The organism is Acidimicrobiales bacterium, assembly GCA_036491125.1.
Classification (GTDB): Bacteria; Actinomycetota; Acidimicrobiia; order Acidimicrobiales; family AC-9; genus AC-9.
The window spans coordinates 1-21826 of the sequence record DASXCO010000204.1; the positions used below are offsets into that span (position 1 = coordinate 1).

Consider the following 21826-nt stretch of genomic DNA (forward strand, 5'->3'; position numbering starts at 1 on the left):
CGGCCCGGGACGGAGCCCATCGAGCACGAGGTCCACGTGACGCTCCCAGATTCGCGGCGCGGTGCGGCGAGTGGCCTCCACGAGATCCGTGATCGTCCAGAAGAGGACCACGAGGTCCTGGTAGACGACGTCCTCACGCAAGGCGCCGAAGTCTTTGGCCCGCTGGATCAGGGCCTCCATCGCCGCCGCGATCTCTCGTCGGACCGCGGCGGCGCCGGCCGCGCCCCACAGCAGACGTGACGGCAGGCCGTGGGCAGCGTGGAACGCCGTCGCCTGACGCACGAAGCACTCCAACCCGTCGCCGCCCGACGACTCGAGCGATCTCCGAGCAATTTCCAACGTCTGCTGGTGCAGCGGGAACACGGCGGCGTCGAGCAGGTCACACTTGGTCGGAAATCGACGGTAGATGGTCCCCACTCCCACCCCGGCACGCTTGGCGACCTCTTCGACCGAGAAGGCCGTCCCACGCTCGTCGAAGACCTCTCGCGCCGCGATGAGGACGCGCTCGAGGTTCCGAGCGGCGTCCTGGCGCAGCTCGTGGCTCGATCCGTCCCCCCGCTGGACCCTCATCGGACCTCCATCGCCTGACTCGCGCTGGTCCCAACCCGCGTGCGACGGGAGGAATCGCCACCCACCTCCGGACCAGCCACTCCCTGGGGCGACGCGGGGACCACGATCGCCGCCACCGTGGCGAGCAGGAACGCGGCGGCCATGAAGCCGAAGGCGATCGCGTAGCTCCGCTGCGAGGGGTAGCCGCTGGCGAGTACGCCCGCGGTGAGGATGCTGGCAACGATCTGGCTTCCGACGGCTCCCCCGATGGTCCGGATGTTGGCGTTCATCCCGGTGGCGATGCCCGTCACGGTAGCCGGAACCGCGTCGACCACGAGGTTGGTGAGGGCGGCGAACCCGAGCCCGAGGCCGAGCCCGGAGAGGGCACTGGCCGCGTAGACCTCCCAGGGCGAGCCGTGGGCGACAGCAAGGACGCCGAATGGAATCGCAGAGGCGACGCCGCTGAGCACGAGCGCTCCCTTGGCGCCGATGGCAGCGGTGATCCGACCGTTGTACAGGCCGGCCAGCAGGGTGCCCGCGGCGCTGGGGACCAGGAACACGCCAGCCATGGTCGCGGACGCCCCGAAGCCATAGCCGGCGCGAGCGGGGGTCTCGACGAACGGTGGCAGCACGACGATGGACGCGTACATGCCAACGCCGAAGAGCAACGCCGCCACGTTGGTCCACCACACCGTCGGGATGCGCATCATGCGCATGTCCACCAACGGCTGGCGGGCCCTCAGCTCCACCCGCACCCAGATGACGAAGAAGACGACCGTGGCCGCGAACAGCCCGATCACGCCGGCCGACCCCCAACCCCAGACCGGGCCCTCGGTGACACCGACCAGCACCGTGATCAGCCAGACCGACAGGAGCACGGCACCCGGGACGTCCAGCTTCCCGGCCGTCTTCACCGGGGACTCGGGTATGTAGCGGATCGTGGCGACCAGGGCGGCAAGCACCAGCACCAGCGGGAACCAGAACAGCCAGTGGTAGGAGAGGTGCTGGACCACCGGCCCGCCCACGATGAGGCCGACGCCGCTTCCGATGCCAAGGAGGGCGGAGATGAGCCCGATTCCCCCCGCCACTCTCTCAGTCGGGAACTCGTCGCGGATGATCCCGAACGACAGCGGGAACACGGCGCCCGCCACTCCCTGGATCACCCGGGCCACGATGAGCAGCCAGAGTGAACCGGCGATGCCCCCCAGGACCGTGCCCGCAGCGAGGACGGCGAACACGACGACGAGCATCTTCTCCTTGCCGAACATGTCCCCCAGGCGACCGAGGATCGGGGTGGCCACCGACGCGCTGACCAGGAAGGCGCTCAGAAGCCAGGCCACGGCCGACTCGCTCGTATGAAGGTCGTGCTGGATAGTGGCCAGCGCCGGCAGCACCATCGTCTGCATCAGGACGTATGCCAGGGTGCCGATGGCGAGCACCCCGAAGGTCACCCGGTAGTGCTGGCGCGGCGCGTCTTCGTCCGCCGTTCCCTTGCCGTCGAGCACAACCGGAGGCATCCTCCGAATGCTAGCAACACAACCGGAGCAGGGTTCCGGTTAGCTGGGTCCCGTCTCCGGCAGGGACCGGTGGGGGCCGGGCTAGGCGGCGGCGCGCTCGAGGATGTGGACCCCGCACGCTGAGCCGAGACCGATGACGTGGGCCAGGCCGACGGTCGCGCCCTCGATCTGACGATCACCCGCCTCCTCCCGGAGGTGGTGACACACCTCCCAGATGTTGGCGATGCCGGTGGCGGCGATGGGATGGCCCTTGGACTCGAGGCCGCCCGAGACGTTCACCGGCTTGGGGCCGTCGCGCCAGGTGGCACGGGACTCGAAAAACGGCACGGCTTCACCCTCGGCACACAAACCGAGGTTGTCGTAGTGCACGAGCTCTGCGGTCGCGAAGCAGTCGTGGAGCTCGACCAGGTCGAGGTCCTCGGGTGCGACGCCAGACTGCTCGTAGGCCTGGTTGGCCGCGTCGCGCGTGAGGGTGTTCACGTCGGGGAGGACCTGGCACGCCTCGTCCCAGGGGTCGGTGGTGAGGACGGAGGCGGACACCTTCACGGCCCGCCGTCGTTGGGTGGGATCGAGCGTCTTGAGCCTCTCCCCGCTGACCACGACGGCCGAAGCGGCGCCATCACAGTTCGCCGAGCACATGGGCCGGGTATTGGGATAGGCGATCATCACGTCACCCATGATCTCGCCGAGGGTCATCTTCTTGCTGTAGGCGGCGAGCGGATTGAGCGTCGAATGAGTGTGGTTCTTCTCGCTGATCCGGGCGAAGAGCTCGAAGGTCGCGCCGCCGTGCTTGTACCCGTACTCCATTCCCACCTGGGCGAAGACGCCCGGCATGGTCTCGGTGCCGATGCGGCCGTCGACCGTGGCGACGGAGCCGTAGCGACCGCGGGGCTCGTACACCTTCCGGTCGCTCTTCGGCGCGCCGCCAGCGAGAAGTCCCGCGCCGGCAAGCTTCTCGACGCCGACTGCCAATCCCATGTCGCACTCCCCCGCCTTGATCGCCATGATGGCGGTTCGCAGGGCAGTGGCACCGGTCGCGCAGGCGTTGGCCACGTTGTAGACGGGGATGCCCGTCTGGCCGATCTGCTTCTGCAGCTGCTGGCCGATGCCGGCAGCGGCGCCCATGAGGTTGCCGGCGGCGATGACACCCATGTCCTTCATCGAGACGCCGCCATCGGCGAGCGCGTTGAGCGCCGCCTCCGCCGCAAGGTCCACGGTGTCGAGGTTTGGATGCTTGCCGAACTTCGTCATGTGGATCCCGAGGATCCACACATCGTCACTTGCCATCAGGCTCCTCCAGCGGCTCGAAACCGAAGCCGACCGCCTCGGTGCCATCGTCGTCCGTACCAACCACGTAGGTAGCCAGGCGGACCTTCATGCCGAGCTTCACGTGCTCGGGATCCGGCGTGGTGTTGATGACGTTGGCGCGCACGCTGGTGCCGCCGCAGTCGACGACCGATGCGACGAACGGGACCGGGATGCCCGGCGCGGCCATCGACACGATCGTGAACGCTCGTAGCTCGCCATCGGTGTCGACCGGAGCCTTGTGGAATCCGGTCGCTCCGCACGACGCGCACGCGTTGCGCCGGTCGAAGTACCGTGCACCGCACGAGGTGCACTCGTTCGCCTCGAGGTGCGGCTTCTCGCCCAAGACCAGGTAGTCAACCAACGGGATCTGTGTTCCCACGCTTCTCCCTCTGGGCTCCGCCGCAGTGGCGGGTCCAATTTGACCCTATCTCTAGCTGCCTATGTACGTCGACCCGAAGGCCTGCAGGAAGTCGTAGGTCTCGGAGACGGATCGGGTGGTGCCAGACATGATGAGCCAGCTTGCCCCCGCCGACTCCATGGCGCCCAGGGCATCACGGTGCCGCTCGACATCCTTCGTGGTATCGGCGATGGTGCCGTCCCCGTAGGGTGCGGCGACGTCCAGAGCCGCACCTCGCTCGCCGGCGAGGCCTCGGAGCTCGGCGACTTTGGCGGCGATGTCGGCCTTCTGGAGGTGAGGCGTCCGAGCGGTGGCCGCCACCTGGGCGGGACCGACGAGCGGCATCCAGCCCTGGCATCGCTCGGCGACGCGCCTCAGGGTGCGCTGGGCGTTGCCGCCGAGCCAGATCGGGATCGGCTCCTGCACCGGCCGGGGGCGGGCGATCACGTCCCTCGCCTCGAAGTGCGTCCCGCGATAGCTGAACGGCTCGCCGCTCCAGTGCATCGGCAAGACATCGAGCACCTCGTCGAGGAGCGCGTTGCGCTCGTCGAAGTCCACACCGAGGGCGAAGAACTCCGACTTCTGATAGCCGGTTCCCATTCCCAGGATGAACCGACCGTCGGACACCTTGTCCACGCTGGCGGCCGCCTTCGCCAGGAGCGAGGGGTTGCGATAGGGGGCCACCGAGAGGTACGTGAGCAGCCGCAGTCGAGTGGTGACGGCGGCCGCGGCGGCAAGAGCGACGAAGGGGTCGAGGGTCTGGTGGCCTCCCGACGCGAGCCACCGAGCGCCCGGAACCGGGTGCTCCGTGAACGCCAGCCCGTCCCAACCCGCGTCCTCGGCCGCCTTCGCCACCTCGGAGACGGGACCGGCGTCCAGCAGGTCGCCGTCAAGACCTTGGTGCTCAGGATAGGCGTAGATGTACTGCATCGACTCCCTCGCCTTTGATGTCCACCTGTATGGCCGCCGCTACCTCTTCGTTTCTCGTCACCACGTCGCCTGACGATACTGTCATCGCGGACACCGGTCCGGCAGAGTGAGGCAACAGAGTGGAGATCGGTTTCGCATCCATGAACACTCCCGAGGACGGGGCCCCCGCCGAGCTGGCCCGAGCCCTCGAGAAGCGCGGCTACGGATCCATGTGGGTGGGCGAGCACTCCCACATTCCCGTGGCCCGCCGCACCCCCTACCCCGCCGGTGGCGAGCTGCCGCCGCACTACCTGAGGATGATGGACCCGTTCATCACCCTGACGGCGGCGGCTGCCGCCACGGAGCGGCTGCTCGTGGGAACCGGCGTCGCCCTCCCGCTCGAGCACGACCTGCTGGGCCTGGCCAAGTCCGTCGCCACCATCGACCGGGTCTCGGGCGGACGGTTCCAGTTCGGCGTCGGCGTCGGCTGGAACGAGGAGGAGCTGGCCAACCATCGCCCGATCCCGTGGGCCGAGCGCTACCGGGCTCTGGCCGAGTGCATCGCCGCCCTGCAGGTGCTGTGGTGCGATCACGAGTCGGAGTTTCACGGCCGGTACTACGACTTCGACGCCGTCTGGTCACATCCCAAGCCGGTGACGACGCCCCACCCCCCGGTGCTCTGCGGCACGGCCGGGCCCCTGGGTGTCCAGCACACCATCGAGTGGGCCGATGCCTGGCTGCCCATGGACATCGCCCTGGGCGACGTGGCCAAGCGGGTCACGCGGTTCCGGGCGCGGGCCGCCGAGGCCGGCCGGGTCGACCTCCCGATCTCCATGATCGCGTGGGGAGATCCCACCATCGACACCCTGCAGGCGTACCGAGACCTGGGCATCGAGCGGGTCGTCCTCGGCCCCGGCCGCCAGGGTTGGGACGATCCCGGGACGACCTACCCGTTCATCGACCACCACGCCGCCCACGTCGAGGCGCTCAGGTAGCCCCCTTCCGACCCGACTCGCTGGGCACACTTCCGGCCACGGTGCGAAGCTACCCGTCGAGTGGTAGACGGCCGGGAGGACGACGATGCGCAAGCTAACCGAAGCGCGGACGCAGTACGGAGAGCTCGTCGACGCGGAAGGTATCTGGTGACATCCGCGACGGCGGAACCAGACGGCCGCCTCAGGGACCTCCGGGGCCAGGTGGTACTCGTCACCGGGGCGAGCAGAGGCGTGGGGGCAGCGACCGCGCTGGCCCTGGCCGAGGCCGGCTGCACCGTTGCCTGCGCGGCTCGAGCGACGTCCGAACAGCCGCAGCGAACCCCTGGGACGATCGACGACGTCGTGCGCCGGATCGAGGATGCAGGAGGTCAGGCGCTGGCCGTGCCCACAAACCTGGCCGACGAGAACCAGGTGGTGGCGATGGTCGGGAAGACTGTCGAGCATCTCGGCCGCGTCGATGTGCTCGTCAACAATGCGGCGATCACGTTCGTCGGTGACCTGGATATCCCGCTCAAGCGGCACGACCTCGTCATGGAGGTCAATCTGCGTGCACCTCTCGTCGCCATGCGCGAGGTGACACCTCACATGATCCGCCAGGGTGGCGGAGCGATCGTCAACATCTCGTCCGCCGCCGCGCTCCACCCGCACCCCGGCCTCATGTCCTACGGCATCTCCAAGATCGGTCTCGAGCGCCTCACGGTCGATGCCGCCGCTCAGCTGCAGCGCCACCGCGTCGCCGTCAACTGCTTCCGGATCGACGTCCCCGTGGCCTCCGAGGGCTTCGTCGCCAACACACCGGGAGTGGACCGGTCGACCTGGGAGCCCAGTGACGTCGCGGCCGAGGGAATCGTCTGGATGGTCCGCCAACCGACCACCTATTCCGGGCGCCGGGAGAGCATGTACGCGCTCCGCCGTCGGGAATCGATCATGAGGTCTCGGGCGACGCGAGAGTGGGACGGTCCGTCCCCGCCCACCGAGCTCTTCGACGGCCTGGCGGAGGGGGGCGAGACCAGCTTTCGCGAGCCGTACGAGTCCCTATGAGTCACGTGGCCCCCTGACGGTCACCCGTACCACCGTGACACGTCGGCGGCCACCACTACGATCGTTGTGTTTCGCCTGCTAGCGCGAGGAGCTGGACATGGACGTTGGCATCGGTCTCCCCAACTCGCTGTTGGACGTGGAAGGGCCTGGGCTCGTCACGTGGGCTCAGCGATCGGAGGAGCTCGGCTTCTCGGCGCTCAGCACGATCGGCCGCATCGCCTACGGATCCCACGAGGAGCTGATCGCGCTGGCAGGAGCGGCCGGCGTGACCGAGCGGATCGCACTCATGCCAACCGTCCTGGTGGCTCCGCCACGTCAGGCTGTCCTCCTGGCCAAGCAGGCCGCCACTCTCCAGTCCATCTCGAATGGACGATTTCGACTCGGGTTGGGCATTGGCGGGCGTGACGACGACTGGCTCGCGCTGGGCGCGCAACCGACGCACAAGGGTCAGAGACTCGAGGAGTGCATCGCCACCTGCCGGTCGGTCTGGGCGGGGACCCAGCCCGATGGCGCCCTGCTTCCCGTGGGACCCAAGCCGTCGCGCCTGCCCATCGTGCTGGGCGGGTACTCGGAGCCCTCCTTTCGGCGGGCGGGCCGACTGGCAGACGCCTTCGTGGCCGGGCCCATGCCGCCCGAGGCGGTGGCGGGCGCCTACGAGGTGGTCAAGGCCAGCGCCGCCGAAGCCCAACGCGAGGCACCACCGCTCTACGCGGCTCGGTACGTGGCGATCGGAGACGACGTCGCCGCCGAAGCCGATCGCAACGCGCACAGTTACTACGGCTTCGCGGGTGACGCCATGGTGCAGATGGTGCGGGACGCGATCCTGCGCTCATCCGACCAAGTACGCGCGACGCTCGACAGCCTGAAGCAGGCAGGTGTGGCCGAGGTGTGCCTCTGGCCGCTCACGCGCAGCCTCGACCAGGTCGACCGGGTCGCCGACGCCGTCAAGAGTTACCAACGGTGACGGTGTCGGACGGGCAAGCGACACGCGCCTAGTCGAACGAAGAGAAAAGCCCGGAAGGCCGCCATGGGCTCCCGGGCTTTTCTCCCTCCGTGTCGGACCGAGGATCGTGACGACCAAACGATCCCGGGGGGAAGGACCGCATCGGCACAGACCCTCGGTGCATGCATTTCGGTTGTGCAGATCAGGGTACCCAGGCACTGTTTCGGAAGGGTCTTGGCGGTGTGAACATCTCGTTTCTGCGCGCATCGCGTGGCGCAGCGCCGGGCCCGCGGCCCGCTGGGTCGAGCCAGGGCCAGGATCTGAGCAGGACCTAGGCAGGCGAGGCCGAATTGGAAGGCCATGCGTTCCCGTCGCCGCGCCCGAGTGTGGGCCGTCGCAGCTGGCGTCGGCATAATCGGCCTAGGCATACCAGCGACCGCACGAGCGACGGGGGTCCCGGTGGCCCCGTCGAGCGGGTTGCCCGGCGCCCCGCCGGTCACACCGCCGACGACATCGCCGGTGCACTCACTCGGCACGGTGGACGCCGGCACCCCGGTGCGCGATTTCGGCGCCTCACTCCCGCCCTCCTCGCCGATCGTCAACAACCCCGACCCGGTCGTCTGCGCCATGGGATGCTGGGAGTACACCTTTGCTGTCCCACGCGGGTCGTCGGCGCCGGTCCTGGTGTCCGTCAAGAGCACAAAGGCCGGGCCGGAGGGTACGTTCAACGCCGACCAGGGCTTCGACCTCTACGTGTACGGCCCTGACAACAAGCTGGCCGCCGCCGCCAACGGAGTCGGTGCCAATGGTCAAGGCGCCCAAGTCACCAGTCCGGCTCCCGGGACCTACACGGTGGTCGTCACCTACACCTACGCCTACGACACCGGGTCCGGGTTCACCGGCGAGGTGCGGCTGATGGCCGGGCCGTCGTGGACGCCACCGCCGGCCACCTGTGGAATCGCCGTGTCCGGTGTCACTGGCTGCTTCGACCTGCCAAGGTTGCAGGCCCTGCCGGCGTTCGCCTTCACGGCCTCTGGTATCCCCCCAGCGCCCTCGTCCCCTCTTGGCTTTCCCATCCCGTTGAACCTGCCCCTTCCCACCTCCTGCTACGCCGACGAGACCGTCGGTCTCGACAACACGCAGGTCACCCACCTCAACAATCCCACCCTGCGATGCCTGCGGTTCACCACCGACATCGTGAACGTGGGGGCCGGTCCCCTCACGGCCCAGATACCAGCAGCCGCAGAGGGCTCGGGTGGCCAGCCCCAGGTCGGTTACGTCCCCGGCGACTGCAGCGCCTACCAGCTCGTGTCACGCCCCAACGGCTCGGTGGTCTCCCGCCCGGCCGGACCATGTGAGTTCCACGTCGAGCATGGCCATTTCCACTACAACAACCTCCTCTTGTACGCCCTGTATCAGGCCGGTTCAGGCACGACGCTCGGGCAGCAGGTCGGGGTATCGCAGAAGGAGTCCTTCTGCCTGACCGACGACGACTACGTCGGCTTTGGCAGCGCCTCGACGAACGGGCCGCGGGCCAACGTCGGCCAGCCCGACTGCAACCTGCCGCGGGAGGCAAACGTTCCCCAAGCCGGCAAGCCCGGATCAGGGACGTTCGTCACCGAGGGGATCACGCCCGGCTGGGGCGACGTCTACACGTGGGACACACCGGACCAGTACATCGACGTCACCCACGTCCCCAGCGGCACCTACGACGTGGTCGAGGAGACCAACCCGGGGGGTGCCATTCTCGTCGCCGGCCCGGCCCAGACCTGCTCTGTCACGAAGATCCAACTGACAGTCGGGTCTCAGTCGGACAGCGCCCAGGTGCTCGGCTCGGCGGGCTCCATCCCCTGCCCCGCCCACTGAGAGCCACTGCGCGTAGCCCTCGTACGGCCTTCACGTCTGTCCCGGGCGTCCCCCTGCGAGGTCACTGCGATGCTCGTCCATGACTTGATGGGGCGCTTCGTCCGAGAGGAGGTCGGCCGCCAGCCTCGCCACCATCCGCCCGACCTCGGCGTGCTGTTCGGGCGACCAGCCCGCCAGCAGGCGTTCCAGGCCTTGGTGGCGTGCGGTCATCAGGCGACTGAGCGCTGCATCGCCGTCTGCGGTGAGGGCGTACCGGTCTGGCTCCTGCTCGGTCGACGACGAGTCGCCGGAGGCTACCGGGCGGCTGGTACCCGAACGCGGCCGGTCTCCGTCGAACCGGATCAAGCCCGCTCCGGCCAGCGCCAGTGCCTCTCGATTGACCGCAGGTCCCGGCAGGCGCAGGTGATCAGCCAGGTCGGCCAGGCCCATGCCCTGGTGCCGCCCCATCCTGAACAGCAGCCAGACGGCGGGCGGCTCCAGGTTCACATCCGCACGTTCAGCCAGGGTGCGGTAGATCTGGGCCCGGTTCTCCCGAGCGGTGAGCACGCTGAGGGCCCGGGCGAGCTCGTCTTGTGAGCCACGGGTGTGAGGGATCGCGGTGGGAGCCAGGGTGTCGGCGGGATCGGGAGCGCGGGTGGTGGTGCGCAGGGTGAGCTCGGGCAGGAGCCAGGCGAGCAGGAACGCCACCCCGGCGATAGGCACGGCGACCAGGAACACCGGCCGCAGCGAGGCGGCGTAGGCGTCGATGAAGCCGGTGCGCACGGCGGAAGGCAGCTGGGCCAGCTGGGCCGGGCTTACCCCGCCCGTCCCCGACAGCCCGGCCGGAAGGGACACGTGGCCGAGAAAGCGGGTGAGGTTGCCGACCAGCACGTTGGCGAAGATGGCGCCGAACACAGCCACCCCGAAGGACCCTCCAATGGAGCGAAAGAAGGTGACGCCCGAGGTTGCCGTGCCCAGGTCCTGGTAATCCACCGAGTTCTGGATGGCGATGACCAGCACCTGGATGACCGAACCGATGCCGAGGCCGAGGACCAGCATGGCCAGGCTGGCTTGGAGCGTCCCGGTGGTCGGGGTCAGCTGGGACAGCAGAAAGAGCCCGAGCGCCATCAGCGCGGTGCCCACGATCGGGAAGACCTTGTAGCGGCCCCAGCGGCTGATGGCCTGGCCGCTGCCGATCGACGTGAGGAGGAGCCCGCCCACGAGCGGCAGCAGGTGCACCCCGGAGAGCGTGGGGCTCACCCCCTTCACCACCTGCTGGTAGAGGGGCAGATAGGTGATGGCCCCGAACATGGCAAAACCCACGGCGAAGCCCAGGGCGCCGGTGACGACGAATGTCCGGTTGGCGAACATCCGGGGCGGGATGATCGCCTCCGCCGCCCCTCGCTCGACCCGAGCGAAGACCACCAGCAGCGCCAACCCAGCCACGCCCAAGATCACGATGGGGGCCGACCCCCACGCAAAGCTGGTGCCGCCAAGGCTGGTGAGCAGCACCAGTGAGGTGGCCCCGAGGGCCAGGAGGGCGGCACCGGCGTAGTCGATGACGTGATGGACCCGTTGGCCGGCGGCCGGCAGAGCGATGGCCGTCACCACCAAGGCCACGATGCCGATGGGCACGTTGATGTAGAAGATCCAGTGGTAGGACAGGTTGTCGACGAAGAAGCCCCCCAGCAGCGGGCCGAGCACGCTGGACACGCCGAAGACGGCTCCGAAGAGCCCCTGGTAGCGGCCCCGCTCCCGAGGCGACACGATGTCGCCGACGCTGGCCTGGGCACCGACGATGAGGCCACCCGCGCCCAGACCCTGGATGGCCCGGAAGCCGATGAGCACGTCCAGGCTCTGGGCGAGGCCGGCCAGGATGGAGCCGACGAGGAAGATGACGATCGCGGCCTGGAAGAAGATCTTGCGGCCGTAGAGGTCGCCGAGCTTGCCCCAGATCGGGGTCGACACGGTGGAGGCCAGGAGGTAGGCCGTCACCACGAAGGACAGGTGGGACAGCCCGTGGAGATCGCCGGCGATGGTCGGCAGGGCCGTCGCCACGATGGTCTGGTCGAGGGCGGCCAGCAACAGCCCTATGAGCAGGGCACCGATGATCAGCCACAGCCGGCGCCTGCTCAGCTCGAGCTCAGGGCTGCCCCCCTGTCCGGCTGTCGAGACCGTGCTCGACATGGACCGCGAGCCTAGAGATCTGCGGCGGACCTCACCAGAGCCGACATCCGCTGATTGGACCCCAGGCGCTCAGTTGGTCGAGAACGCCTCCCCGTAGATGGTGTCGATGGCCCGCTCTCGCCGCCCGCGATCCCGGGCGTGCTCTGACGCTATCCACTCCGAATCGTCGTCGGAGCGGACGACGAGAACCGAGCCCTTGAAGTGGTGGACGACAGCGGTCGCCACCGATCCGAGCAGGACGCTGGCTGGCGCACTGTGAGGCCGGCCACCGACCACGATGTACAGCGCCGAGCGCTCCTCGGCCGCCTCGATCAGCTCACGGGCGGGCTCGCCGGCGCCCGGAGGGCCGGCGCTCGACGACTGGGCCGAGCGGTTGGTCGATCTCGTGCAGCGCTCGCTGCAGCCGAGCTGACGTCCACCCGCCTGCCCGTCACTCCCCCTGACGCAGGAGGAGCTCGGCGTACCTCGAGTCGTGCAGGTACTCGCTCAGACGCGGCTGCTCACCGCCCCCGAGGGCTTCGAGAAGCAGGTACAGGCTTTCGAGGGCCTCAGATCCGACCTCGGCGCGCAACTGGCGCTCGATGCCCCGAGCCGCCTTGCGCTGCGCCGCGAGGAACGTTGTGGCCCGCGGGGTGAGCTTGACGACCTTCTCTCTCGCGTCCGTCGCCGAAGGTCTGAGCGTCACGTACCGGCGATCACGGAGGCTGGCGACGATCTTGCTCGCACCTTGTCGCGTGATTCCCAGCTCCCGACCGATCTGTGAGATCGTCGCGTCGTCGGAGGTGGAGCAGATGCGCAGCACCCGCCCGTCAGGGAAGCCGCGGTCACCAAAGCCAGCTGCAGCCAGTTCCGCGTCTAGTCGACGCCGATAGCCGACCCACGCCTGGCGGAGAGCGGGGCCCAGACCTGGCTGTCGGGGTTTCGGCTGCGTGCTCCTGTCCCGTCTGCCTGCTGGTGAAGCCGCGCCGCTGGGGCTCATGGGCACTCAGCTCCCCTACCAGCCAGGCATATCGACAACCATAGTTGACATTTTACCAGGGGAAGATCTTGAACACGGCGGTGATGCTGGGGCCGATCACGCCGACGGCTGACCGCGGAGGCGCAACGACAGACGACGACGAAGTCGCGCCGGCTTCGCTCGTGGAACGAAGCCAGCGCCGGACCGTCAGGGGACCGTGGCGGCCCACACCCGAGGCATCCTTCCCTCAGTGTGCGCCTCCCGGCGACCTCTGTCGACCCCCCCTCCCCTTTCCGTCGTCACAGGGTGGTGATGAGGCCGCCGTCGATGAGGAAGTCAGCGCCGGTGACGTTCCCTGCCCGGTCGCTGGCCAGGACGAGCACCAGATCGGCGACCTCCTGTGGAGTGGTGAACCTGCCGGTCACGGACTGAGTTGCGGCCTGCTCGGCAACCGCCTCAGCCTGACCGCCCGTCGCCCGGGCGATGGTCGCTGCGACGCCGTCGTCGCTCAGCCAGAGGGCGGTGGAGACCGGTCCCGGGCTGATCGTGTTGACCCGGACGCCTCGCGGGCCGACCTCCTTGGACAGTGCCTTGGAGAAGTTCATCAGTGCAGCCTTTGACGCGCAGTAGTCGATGATCGTCGGGTCGGGCAGGACGGCGTTCACCGAGCAGATCGTGACGATCGTCGCCTGTCCTCGCTCGAGCAGATGGGGCAGGGCGGCGCGGGTGGTGCGCACCGCGGCCAGGAAGTTGATGGTGAGGGACCGCTCCCAGTCGTCCTCGCTGAACGAGAGAAATCCGTCGAGGTGAGGGCGGACAGCTCCGACGTTGTTGACCAGTACGTCGACTCCGCCAAAGTTGTCGACCGCCTCCCGGACAAGACGCGCTGGGCCCTCCGCCGTAGCCAGGTCGGCCAGCACAGGATGAACGGGCGCCCTGGCAGCGAGCTGCGACAGCTCATCGCTCGGGCCTCGGGCCCCGGCGGCGACGATCACACCCTCGTCGGCGAGCCCCTGGGTGATCGCCAGGCCGATCCCTTTGCTCGCGCCGGTGACAACGGCGACCTTGCCGGACAGATGAAGATCCATGGACGGCCCCCCGGGTCCCCCTACTCCGACGCCAGAACCGCTGGCGCTCGCATCCGAAACCTATCGCGGCCCCCTTGGCGGCGCGTGGAATTGGCGCCTGCAGAGCCGGCCGACGACTTGGGCCCTTGGTTCAGAGTCCGTACAGAGATGCTGCGTTGCCAGCGACCACGAGGCTCCGCTCGTCCTCAGGGATGCCCTCGAAGTTCTTCTCCACGATGGTCTGCGAGTTCGGCCACGACGTGGCCGGATGCGGGAAGTCCGTCGACCACATGATCCGGTCCACGCCGAGGTCGTGCCGATGCTGGAGGCCACGGGGATCGTCCACGAACGTGAGGTACATCTGGCGGTGAAAATATGCGCTCGGCTTGTCGTCGATCGCCGGGAAGTCGTACGGCCCCGCCGCCATTGAATCGAGCGTGTCGAGATAGAAGGGAACCCAACCGAGGCCCGGCTCGACCAGGACGATCCTGAGGTCCGGGAACCGAGCGAGGACGCCCGGAAGAATCCAGAAGCCGATCGTCTCGGCGAGTCGGAGGGCTGGCTGGGATGTGAAGATCGCCTTCTGCGGCGTTGGATCGCGGCGAAGCAGCTCCCACAACGACGCAACGAGTCCGAGGTGCTGGCTGATTGCCATGCCAGTCTCGGAGATGGCCGCCCACACCGGGTCGTAACGCTCGTCGTGATACTCGGGTAGCCCAACCTCGGCAGGGAACGTCGGGATGTGGACGGCTCGAGCTCCGTCGGCCGCAAGCGCATGCACCTGCTTCACGGCATAGCCGATGTCGATGAGAGGCACCTGGTACGCGGGGAGCAGACGGGTCGAGTCCGCCGATGCGAACTCCAACAAGACCCGGTTGAATGCGTCAGACGCCTCCCTCCATCCCTCCCGCATGAGAGGGTAGTGACGGAAGGCGCTCACCTCGCTGTACAGGACCTCGGCGTCCACGCCGTCGCGGTCCATGGCCTTCAGTCGCTCGCCTGGATCATGGTAGCCAGGGTTCGAGAAGGCCTCGTGGCTGAAACCGGCAGCCAGGACACCGGGATCAATGCCACCGAGCTCGCGAACGTGCTGGGCCCGCTCGGTCGCCACGGCATCATCCCAAGCGGCGTGGTACTTGGAGGGCATTCCCTCCTTGATGGCGTCCGGGGCGATCTTGACATGGGAGTCAACCGAGATCAGTCGTGTGGTCATTTGCCATCTCCTTGCGGATCGCAGCTCACCTCGCCTCGACGGGAGCGTCGAGGATGACGCCGTTTGCCGCCAGGGCGTCCACCTCGGCCCCGCTGTAGCCGTGGTCCAGCAGGAGCTCCCGGGTGTGCTCGCCGCACATGCACGGGCCGCGCTGGACCACGCCGGAGGTGCTGGACAGGTTGACCAGCAGACCGGGATCTTCGAAGCGCCCGACATTGCCAGCCCGGGTCTCGGCCACCAATCCTGCGGCGCGCGCCTTGGGGTCGTCGAAAAGGTTTCGACAGAAAGTCTCGTCCACGAGCTCCACCGGGATGCCCGCCTCATCCAGCGTGGCGAACCACGCCTTCGCCGGTCGCTCGCGGAGACGGGTCTCGAGAAGACGAGCGATCGACGAGGGATCATGGACGACAGACTCGGGTGCTCCAATCGCCGTAGCCAACTTTTCCCGATCCTCTCGCCGCACGGCAGCCAGGAAGACCCAACCATCGTCGGCGCACTGATACAGCCGGTAGAAGGGAGACAGACCGTGCTGCTGACCATCGACGTGGCCCCAGTCGGCGGGCTCCCCGTCTTCGTGTATCCACGCGTACGATGTATGGAGGAGCCCCGCGTTCACGATCGAGGTGCTCACCTCCTGACCTCCCCCGGTCTTCTCGCGGTGGTACAGGGCAGCCGTGATGGCAATAGCCGCCAGCAGCGCGTTGCCCGTATCGCCCATGTTCGACCGGGGCCAGAGCGGTGGGTTACCGGCATCGCAGGCTCCGTCTTCCCACTCGACGCCGGTGAGCGCGGATGCGCTCTGATCGGTGCCGGGAAGGTCCGACCGCGGCCCCTTCTCGTAGCCGCGGGTGTTGCAGTAGACCAGGTCCGGAAACCGGACCCGCAGCGTGTCGTAGTCCAGCCGGAGGCGAGCCGCCGCACCCGGACGCCAGTTCGTCGTGAACACATCAGCGCGTGCGAGAAACCTGTCGAGGACAGCGCGGCCGCGCTCGTCCTTGAGGTTCACGGCGATGCTCCGCTTGCCCCGGTTGGTACCGAGACCCATGTGCGTGCCGGCCCAGAACCCGTCGTGCAGCGCGTGCACCTTGATGACGTCTGCGCCCAGGTCGGCGAGCACCCTGCCCGCGAACGGACCGGCGACGCCAAGCCCCAGGTCGAGGACGCGCACGCCCTGCAAGGGATGCGCCAGCGAACGCCCGCTCGGCCCCCGCGGCGGGGCGCCCGGCGATGCTGTGGCCGCCTCGTCCAGCACCTCCGCCGTCTGCTCACCAGATCGGGGTGCTGGCCCGGTCACCGGGCCAGCCGTATCGCTCAGCTCGAGCACGTTTCCCACGTGGCGAATCCGCCCGACCTCTGGATCCTCGATCTCGACGACGCAGCCATCAGCGCGAAACGCCTCGTCGGCCAGAGCTTCCGCAGGCGAGCGCACCATGGCCACGCCCATCTGGGCCTCAGCTCCTGCCTGCACCCATGACGCCGACCGATGTTTCTTGAACGCCTCGGCGAGCTGGGGATGAAGGAACAGGCCCGTCAGGAGGCCCTCCGCGTCCATCGACAGGCGGTCAGGGTCGTCCCGATACGCGGTGTCAAGGGTCATGGGCTTCAACTCGTCACCCTCGGCGGACCCCAGCACCCAGCTCGGGCGGACCGTCCAGTGGTGAACCCATCGACCGTCCGCGCACTCGTAGAGGCCCTCGATCGACCGGGAGTCCGCCGGCCACATCCAGTACAAGGGAGCGTCTGGATGTTCGACGCGCTGCCAATTGAGGCACACTGCCGCCAAGGCTCCCTGCAACAGCGATGTCTCGACCGCTTGGCCCTCGCCGGACACCTCCCGAGCTCGCAGCGCGGCCGCCACACCGAGCGTTGCGAAGTACATCGCCCCAATGCTCGGCCACGGCGTCCGCGGGAAGATGGGACCGGTCCGACCCGCCCCCCGCACTAGACCCTCCGGGGTGTCGAACTCCGGATACGGTCCGTAGGAGCCTCGGATGTACTCCATGGGGGTCCCCCTGCGGCCCCGCTGGTCGTAGAGCAGGCCCGTGCGGGCGGCCACCAGCCCGTCATACCCGGGGCGGTCGCTGTGCTCGTTGTCGTGCCCGTACCCCGTGATCGAGCAGGTGATCAACCTGGGGTTGTCCTTCGCCAAGGTTGGCCGATCGACTCCGAGTCTCGCCGCCGTTCCCGGAGAGAAGCTCTCGACGACGAGGTCGGCTCGGGAAGCCAGCGACATGAACGCGCCGCGCCCGTCGGCGGAGCCGAGGTCCAGACGGGCGCTTCGCTTCCCGCGGTGCCATACGCGGTACCCCGCCTGGGATGCGAATGGGTCTCCCCCCGGCGGCTCGATCCGGGTCACCTGGGCGCCGTTGTCGGCGAGGATCATCGTCGTCATCGGCCCGGCGATCCCCCAGGAGAGATCGAGCACCCGCAGCCCGTCGAATACCCCGCTCACGCCTTCCCCTCACTCATCCTCAGATGCCATCGTACATAGTATACGCTATGGCTTGCCGGCCTGGCCAGCAGCGAGATGGCGCCACCGACACCCTCTAGCAGGTGGGAGACGGGATGAAGATTCTGGGATTCAACCGCGTCGAGTTGCTCATGTCGACCGAGGACCTCAACGACGCCGTTCATAGGTTCAACGAGCTGCTCGGGACGTCATTCGCCCCGCCGCGTGTGACCGCCGATGGCGACGTCCTCACAACCACTGATTGGGAGAACAAGGTCGAGCTCTTCGGACCAGCCCACCCCGACAGCCCCTTGATGGCCAGGATCACCGCGAAGGGCAAAGGCACCATCGGCCCGCTCGTCTGGGAGGTCGATGACATCGACGGCGCCCGCGAGTACGTCGCCAGCAAGGGCTATCGCATCCACTTCGAGTACGAGGAGCCGGGGATCAAGCAGATCATCCTCGACCCCGCCCAGTTCTACGGGTATCTCATCACCTTCATCCAGCGGTCCCACTGAGCTGGTCAGGGACACTGCAGGATGACGCCCGTCCTGCTGGCGGAGACCAGCGCCGTGCGAGCATCGTCGACTTGGTTGACCGAGACGCCGCGGAGCTGGCGGACGGCTTCGAGAGTGAGGTTCATCCCGTGTATGTATCCCTCACCAATGAGCCCTCCATTCGTGTTGCACGGCAGGCTGCCCTTCGGCCCGAGCTGCCCGTCAGCGACGAAGTCCTTCGCCTCGCCCGGACCACAGAGCCCGAGGCCCTCGAGCTGCATCAGCAGCAACGGGGAGAAGGCGTCGTAGATCATCGCCACGTCCAGGTCAGCCCGTGTGATCCCCGATCCGCGGAAGAGCCGGCGGGCCATGGCAGCCGAGCCGTCCATCACGGCGAGATCGGGGGCGTAGTGATTGCTGGCGATCTCCTCCTCGAAGAGGCCGGCGCCGGCAGCGGCGGCGACGACGACGGGACTCGGCGTGTCCGCCGCTCGGTCGCTACGAGTGATCACCAGGGCCACTGCGCCATCCGTCTCCTGACAGCAATCGAAGAGCCGCAGGGACGGCTCGGCGATCCAGCGAGAGGTCTGGTGATCCTCCAACGTGATCGGTTCGCCGTAGAAGTGGGAGTTTGGGTTGTTCGCCGAATAGGCGCGCAGCTGTACGACGGCCCGCCCGAAGTCCTCGTTCGTCACTCCGTACGTATGCATATAGCGCGTGGCGTTCAGCGACATCCAGGCCCCAGGAGTGAGCACTCCGTACGGCGTGCACCACTGCATTGCCGTCGAGCCGGAATGCTGCGATGTCGGACGGGTCCCCACCTCGGCCCGCCCGAAGCGGGCGCCGGACCGAGCCTTCACCGCCCGATAGGCGACGATCACCTCGGCTGCTCCTGATGCGACGGCTGACCCCGCGTGGAGCAGGACTCCCTGCGAGCCGCCACCGCCGTAGGGCACCCGGCTCGAGAATGCGATCTCGCCTATGCCGAGCGCCCGCACGAGCTCGGTCTCCTCGACAGGATCGATCGTGTAGCTGACGAGCCCGTCGACCTGACCCGCGCTCAATCCCGCGTCAACAAGGGCTGCCAGGATTGCCTCGCTGGCGAGCTGCGTCTCGCTACGTCCGGCGGCCTTGGAGAACTCCGTCTGACCGACTCCGACAATCGCCGTGGATCGGCTGATCACGCTGCTCATGGGCCAGATCCTCGAGGCTTGAAGACGGGCACCGCCCCATCGTCTCCCGTCGCCGCGAAGGCCAGCTCGACCGCCATCCCGATATGGACATCGCCGGCATTGATGTCAACAAGGTTGGAGAGCATTCGGACGCCCTCGTCGAGATCGACCAACACGGCAATCACGGGATAGCTGAAGGCTGGGTGTTGCGGATGGTGGAGGATCGAGTAGCTGTAGACGACGCCCGTCCCCGACAGGTCGACGACCTCCCGTTGCAGGGAATGGCAGGCTGGGCACATCGGGCGAGGAGGATGTCGCAGCTGGCCACAATCCCCGCACCGCTGCGCGACCAAGCGTCCTTCCCGCGCCGCCTCCCAGAAGGTGTGGTTGTCCTCGGTCAGGATCGGCGCCGGCCGTTGGACACTCGGGCCCGCTGTCATAGCGCACATCTCATGTGTGGCACCATAGTAACCACTATGAGCCTACGGCGACTCGGAATTTTCGCATCACTGCGCCGGCCTCACGGCTCCGGCCCGGTCTCCTGCTCGACAAACCGGGCGAGGGCGTCGGCCAGCAGCCGGCGCTGACGAACGAGCCTGTCAGTCTGCGGCGTCACCGCGTCGTACGCGAGCGTATCGAGAAGCTGCTGGCTGAATCCGAACCCGCGGAAGGCGAGAAAGACGGTGTCAGCGAGATCGCGTACTCTCGTCGCCGATCCAAGCGCCTCCCGCAGCAGGCGGCGAACGTCCTTGCTCGATCGCTCCGCCACCTCACGCAGGGTGTTGCGGACTTCGGCGCTGGTCTGCGGGTCGTGGTCCATGTTCAACGCGATCTGGACGTAGGCCAGGTACTCCGGCTGTCCGTAATGGCTGTCGAGCGTGTCCAGAAGACTGTGGAGGCGTGCTGCAACCGTCGTCCCATCGACATGAGCTTCGGCCACGAGCTCCGCGAACCGGCGAGCGCCCCTTTGCAGCACCGCCAGCATGAGCGCCTCTCGGCTGCCGAAGTAGTACTGGATGACGCCCCAGCTGACTCCCGCCCGACGGGTGATCTCGTTGCTGCTCGCACGGTAGAACCCCCGCTCGAGGATGCAGGCGACGGCGGCGTCGATCACGCGTTCGCGGGTGGCGGCGTCAACTCTGGCACCGGGGCGCGCGCCTCGCTGGGCAGGACCTCTCGTCGGGGCGGGAGACGCCGGGTTGCTCATGCCACCAAGGCTAGAGGACGACACCTCGGGCATGAGGGCGCATCGCCTCAATCAGCGAAGGCGAGGAACTGGTGGACGGATCGCACCGAGGCCGACCCTTCGCCCACGGCGGCTGCGACTCGTTTGGTCGACTCCGCCCGGACATCGCCGACCGAAAACAGCCCGGGGCAGGAGGTCTCGAACGGGAGCGGTCGCCGGCCAAGTGCATACCAGCGGCCGTCGAGCTCCTCTTTGCCCAGGGACAGATCGGTGAGCACGAAGCCCCGATCATCGAGGGCGTGCCCTGCAGAGTACGGACCGGGGGCGAGGCGGACCTCCGGTCGCGATCCGGGGGGGCTTCCATACCGGGAGGTCGCCCTGTTCAATGGTCCGTACGTGGACTGATCCCGACAGGGCCAGCTCGTCTCGAGAGAAGGGCGATTCCGATGACTGATGCTTTTGTGCTTGGCGGCGTGCGGACCCCCGTGGGCCGCTATGGCGGGTCGCTGTCCCATGTTCGTATCGACGATCTGCTCGGCCAGACGATGGTCTGGGCCTGCGAGCGGGTCGGCGTCCCTCTGGACCGCATCGAGGACATCGCCGCAGGCTGCGTCAATCCCGCCCACGAGGGGATGGGTGACATCGCTCGGTGGGCCGCCTTGGCGGCAGGGTTTCCCGACTCTGTCCCGGCGATCACCCTTAACCGCTTCTGCGCCTCGTCGCTGTCATGTGCGATCCAGGTCGCCAACTCCATTCGCGCCGACGAGCTGTCGGTGGGGCTGGCCGGTGGGGCCGAGTCGATGTCGCGCTCGGGCTGGGCGCTGATGAAGGGGGATGCGCCCTTCATGCCGCGTGGGCCGGTGCTCATGCTCGACACCATGTGGGCTGGCGCCGGTGGCCCACCCCACCCAGCGCTCCTCGCGCGCAACGCCTACATCGACATGATGCGCACGGCCCAGAACGTGGCCGACCTGTACAAGCTGACCCGGGAGGAGATCGACGCCTTCGCCCTGCGTTCCCACCTCCACGCGGCCGCCGCCCGCGACTCAGGTCGGTTCGCAGCCGAGATCCACCCGGTCGAGATCCCGGCCACCCGTAGGGAGCCCGCACGGCTGTTCGAGCACGACGAGAGCATCCGCGGGGATACCACCCCAGAGAAGTTGGCGGCGCTCCCGGCCCAACCAAACACGACCCAGATGACGGCGGGCAACTCCTCGCCACTGAACGACGGCGCCAGCGCTGTCGTCATGGCGAATGCGACGGCCGCCGAGGAGCTCGGAGCAGAGCCCCTGGCGCGCGTTGTGGCCTCCGCTACCCATGCGCTCGATCCGTTGGTGATGGGGATCGCCCCCGCGTTCGCCATCCCCAAGGCGCTGACCCGAGCTGGTCTCACCCCTGAGGACATCGACGCGTGGGAGGTCCACGAGGCCTACGCGGCTCAGGCCCTAGGGGTCCTTCGCGAGCTGCCAAACCAGCTCGACGGCTTCGAGGTCCCCGACGAGCGACTGAACCCCAACGGCGGCGCCGTGGCCATCGGCCACCCGTTCGGGTCATCCGGCACCCGTTACGTGCTCACCCTGGCGACCGAACTGC

At 68.0% G+C, this 21826-nt stretch carries 20 protein-coding genes and 1 pseudogene; 6 read left to right on the forward strand and 15 right to left on the reverse strand.

The annotated features are described in order from the left end of the window. From VGF64_16085 to VGF64_16105, 5 genes are all read right to left on the reverse strand, one after another. A partial coding sequence (locus tag VGF64_16085) for a helix-turn-helix domain-containing protein (GenBank protein HEY1636279.1) occupies positions 1 to 570 on the reverse strand: 570 nt, incomplete at its 3' end. After that, positions 567 to 2066: an MFS transporter gene (locus tag VGF64_16090; protein ID HEY1636280.1), complete on the reverse strand. Its 1500-nt coding sequence runs from the start codon at positions 2064 to 2066 to the stop codon at positions 567 to 569. The genes VGF64_16090 and VGF64_16085, both read right to left, overlap by 4 nt. 81 nt (positions 2067 to 2147) lie before the next feature. Beyond that, positions 2148 to 3353: a thiolase family protein gene (locus VGF64_16095; GenBank protein HEY1636281.1), complete on the reverse strand. Its 1206-nt coding sequence runs from the start codon at positions 3351 to 3353 to the stop codon at positions 2148 to 2150. Beyond that, positions 3343 to 3753 (reverse strand): OB-fold domain-containing protein, encoded by a 411-nt coding sequence (locus tag VGF64_16100; GenBank protein ID HEY1636282.1) that lies wholly within the window; start codon positions 3751 to 3753, stop codon positions 3343 to 3345. Before VGF64_16100 ends, VGF64_16095 begins: the two co-directional genes overlap by 11 nt. 51 nt (positions 3754 to 3804) lie before the next feature. Next, positions 3805 to 4701, reverse strand: a complete 897-nt coding sequence (locus VGF64_16105; protein ID HEY1636283.1) for an LLM class F420-dependent oxidoreductase — start codon at positions 4699 to 4701, stop codon at positions 3805 to 3807. A gap of 140 nt (positions 4702 to 4841) precedes the next feature. Between VGF64_16105 and VGF64_16110 the strand changes: the two genes are divergently transcribed. From VGF64_16110 to VGF64_16125, 4 genes are all read left to right on the forward strand, one after another. After that, on the forward strand, positions 4842 to 5675 hold the full coding sequence (locus tag VGF64_16110) for a TIGR03619 family F420-dependent LLM class oxidoreductase (GenBank protein ID HEY1636284.1): 834 nt from the start codon (positions 4842 to 4844) through the stop codon (positions 5673 to 5675). 147 nt (positions 5676 to 5822) lie between these two features. Next, a complete protein-coding gene (locus tag VGF64_16115; protein ID HEY1636285.1) occupies positions 5823 to 6716 on the forward strand; it encodes an SDR family NAD(P)-dependent oxidoreductase in 894 nt (297 codons plus the stop codon). A 97-nt stretch (positions 6717 to 6813) separates the two neighbouring features. After that, positions 6814 to 7680, forward strand: a complete 867-nt coding sequence (locus tag VGF64_16120) for an LLM class flavin-dependent oxidoreductase (GenBank protein ID HEY1636286.1) — start codon at positions 6814 to 6816, stop codon at positions 7678 to 7680. A gap of 498 nt (positions 7681 to 8178) precedes the next feature. Next, the gene (locus tag VGF64_16125) at positions 8179 to 9525 is read left to right on the forward strand and encodes a hypothetical protein (GenBank protein ID HEY1636287.1); all 1347 of its coding nucleotides are present in this window, start codon (positions 8179 to 8181) and stop codon (positions 9523 to 9525) included. A gap of 30 nt (positions 9526 to 9555) precedes the next feature. Here the strand turns inward: VGF64_16125 and VGF64_16130 are convergent, their stop codons facing one another. From VGF64_16130 to VGF64_16155, 6 genes and pseudogenes are all read right to left on the reverse strand, one after another. Next, positions 9556 to 11691 (reverse strand): MFS transporter, encoded by a 2136-nt coding sequence (locus VGF64_16130; GenBank protein HEY1636288.1) that lies wholly within the window; start codon positions 11689 to 11691, stop codon positions 9556 to 9558. A gap of 69 nt (positions 11692 to 11760) precedes the next feature. Beyond that, a pseudogene (locus VGF64_16135) lies at positions 11761 to 12012 on the reverse strand (universal stress protein). A 109-nt stretch (positions 12013 to 12121) separates the two neighbouring features. Next, complete coding sequence (locus VGF64_16140; GenBank protein HEY1636289.1) at positions 12122 to 12493, reverse strand: helix-turn-helix domain-containing protein; 372 nt, start codon at positions 12491 to 12493, stop codon at positions 12122 to 12124. Positions 12494 to 12948: 455 nt separating this feature from the next. After that, positions 12949 to 13737, reverse strand: coding sequence for an oxidoreductase (locus VGF64_16145; GenBank protein HEY1636290.1), 789 nt, complete (start codon positions 13735 to 13737; stop codon positions 12949 to 12951). A gap of 130 nt (positions 13738 to 13867) precedes the next feature. Further along, a complete protein-coding gene (locus tag VGF64_16150) occupies positions 13868 to 14929 on the reverse strand; it encodes an amidohydrolase family protein (protein HEY1636291.1) in 1062 nt (353 codons plus the stop codon). Between the two features lie 25 nt (positions 14930 to 14954). After that, complete coding sequence (locus VGF64_16155; GenBank protein ID HEY1636292.1) at positions 14955 to 17381, reverse strand: CoA transferase; 2427 nt, start codon at positions 17379 to 17381, stop codon at positions 14955 to 14957. A 113-nt stretch (positions 17382 to 17494) separates the two neighbouring features. Here VGF64_16155 and VGF64_16160 point away from each other — a divergent pair, with 113 nt between their 5' ends. Continuing rightward, entirely contained in the window at positions 17495 to 17896 is a 402-nt protein-coding gene (locus VGF64_16160) for a hypothetical protein (GenBank protein HEY1636293.1), read from the forward strand. A gap of 5 nt (positions 17897 to 17901) precedes the next feature. On the opposite strand, the gene VGF64_16165 is transcribed toward VGF64_16160, so the two are convergent. The 4 genes from VGF64_16165 to VGF64_16180 all read right to left on the reverse strand — a co-directional run bounded on the left by VGF64_16165 (position 17902) and on the right by VGF64_16180 (position 20511). Then, entirely contained in the window at positions 17902 to 19068 is a 1167-nt protein-coding gene (locus VGF64_16165; protein ID HEY1636294.1) for a hypothetical protein, read from the reverse strand. Beyond that, on the reverse strand, positions 19065 to 19487 hold the full coding sequence (locus tag VGF64_16170; GenBank protein HEY1636295.1) for a Zn-ribbon domain-containing OB-fold protein: 423 nt from the start codon (positions 19485 to 19487) through the stop codon (positions 19065 to 19067). Before VGF64_16170 ends, VGF64_16165 begins: the two co-directional genes overlap by 4 nt. A gap of 80 nt (positions 19488 to 19567) precedes the next feature. Then, positions 19568 to 20254 carry a TetR/AcrR family transcriptional regulator gene (locus VGF64_16175; GenBank protein HEY1636296.1) on the reverse strand — a complete coding sequence of 229 codons (687 nt, stop codon included), beginning with the start codon at positions 20252 to 20254 and terminating at the stop codon, positions 19568 to 19570. Between the two features lie 47 nt (positions 20255 to 20301). Next, positions 20302 to 20511, reverse strand: coding sequence for a hypothetical protein (locus tag VGF64_16180; GenBank protein ID HEY1636297.1), 210 nt, complete (start codon positions 20509 to 20511; stop codon positions 20302 to 20304). 168 nt (positions 20512 to 20679) lie between these two features. Here VGF64_16180 and VGF64_16185 point away from each other — a divergent pair. Beyond that, a partial coding sequence (locus VGF64_16185; protein ID HEY1636298.1) for a thiolase family protein occupies positions 20680 to 21826 on the forward strand: 1147 nt, incomplete at its 3' end.

What these genes read in the sequence shown, in the direction of transcription:
- VGF64_16090 (HEY1636280.1), bottom strand. Translation starts at nt 2,066, where the DNA reads ATGCCTCCGGTTGTGCTCGACGGCAAGGGAACGGCGGACGAAGACGCG.
- VGF64_16095 (HEY1636281.1), bottom strand. Translation starts at nt 3,353, where the DNA reads ATGGCAAGTGACGATGTGTGGATCCTCGGGATCCACATGACGAAGTTC.
- VGF64_16105 (HEY1636283.1), bottom strand. Translation starts at nt 4,701, where the DNA reads ATGCAGTACATCTACGCCTATCCTGAGCACCAAGGTCTTGACGGCGAC.
- VGF64_16110 (HEY1636284.1), top strand. Translation starts at nt 4,842, where the DNA reads ATGAACACTCCCGAGGACGGGGCCCCCGCCGAGCTGGCCCGAGCCCTC.
- VGF64_16120 (HEY1636286.1), top strand. Translation starts at nt 6,814, where the DNA reads ATGGACGTTGGCATCGGTCTCCCCAACTCGCTGTTGGACGTGGAAGGG.
- VGF64_16130 (HEY1636288.1), bottom strand. Translation starts at nt 11,691, where the DNA reads ATGTCGAGCACGGTCTCGACAGCCGGACAGGGGGGCAGCCCTGAGCTC.
- VGF64_16145 (HEY1636290.1), bottom strand. Translation starts at nt 13,737, where the DNA reads ATGGATCTTCATCTGTCCGGCAAGGTCGCCGTTGTCACCGGCGCGAGC.
- VGF64_16150 (HEY1636291.1), bottom strand. Translation starts at nt 14,929, where the DNA reads ATGACCACACGACTGATCTCGGTTGACTCCCATGTCAAGATCGCCCCG.
- VGF64_16160 (HEY1636293.1), top strand. Translation starts at nt 17,495, where the DNA reads ATGAAGATTCTGGGATTCAACCGCGTCGAGTTGCTCATGTCGACCGAG.
- VGF64_16165 (HEY1636294.1), bottom strand. Translation starts at nt 19,068, where the DNA reads ATGAGCAGCGTGATCAGCCGATCCACGGCGATTGTCGGAGTCGGTCAG.
- VGF64_16170 (HEY1636295.1), bottom strand. Translation starts at nt 19,487, where the DNA reads ATGACAGCGGGCCCGAGTGTCCAACGGCCGGCGCCGATCCTGACCGAG.
- VGF64_16175 (HEY1636296.1), bottom strand. Translation starts at nt 20,254, where the DNA reads ATGAGCAACCCGGCGTCTCCCGCCCCGACGAGAGGTCCTGCCCAGCGA.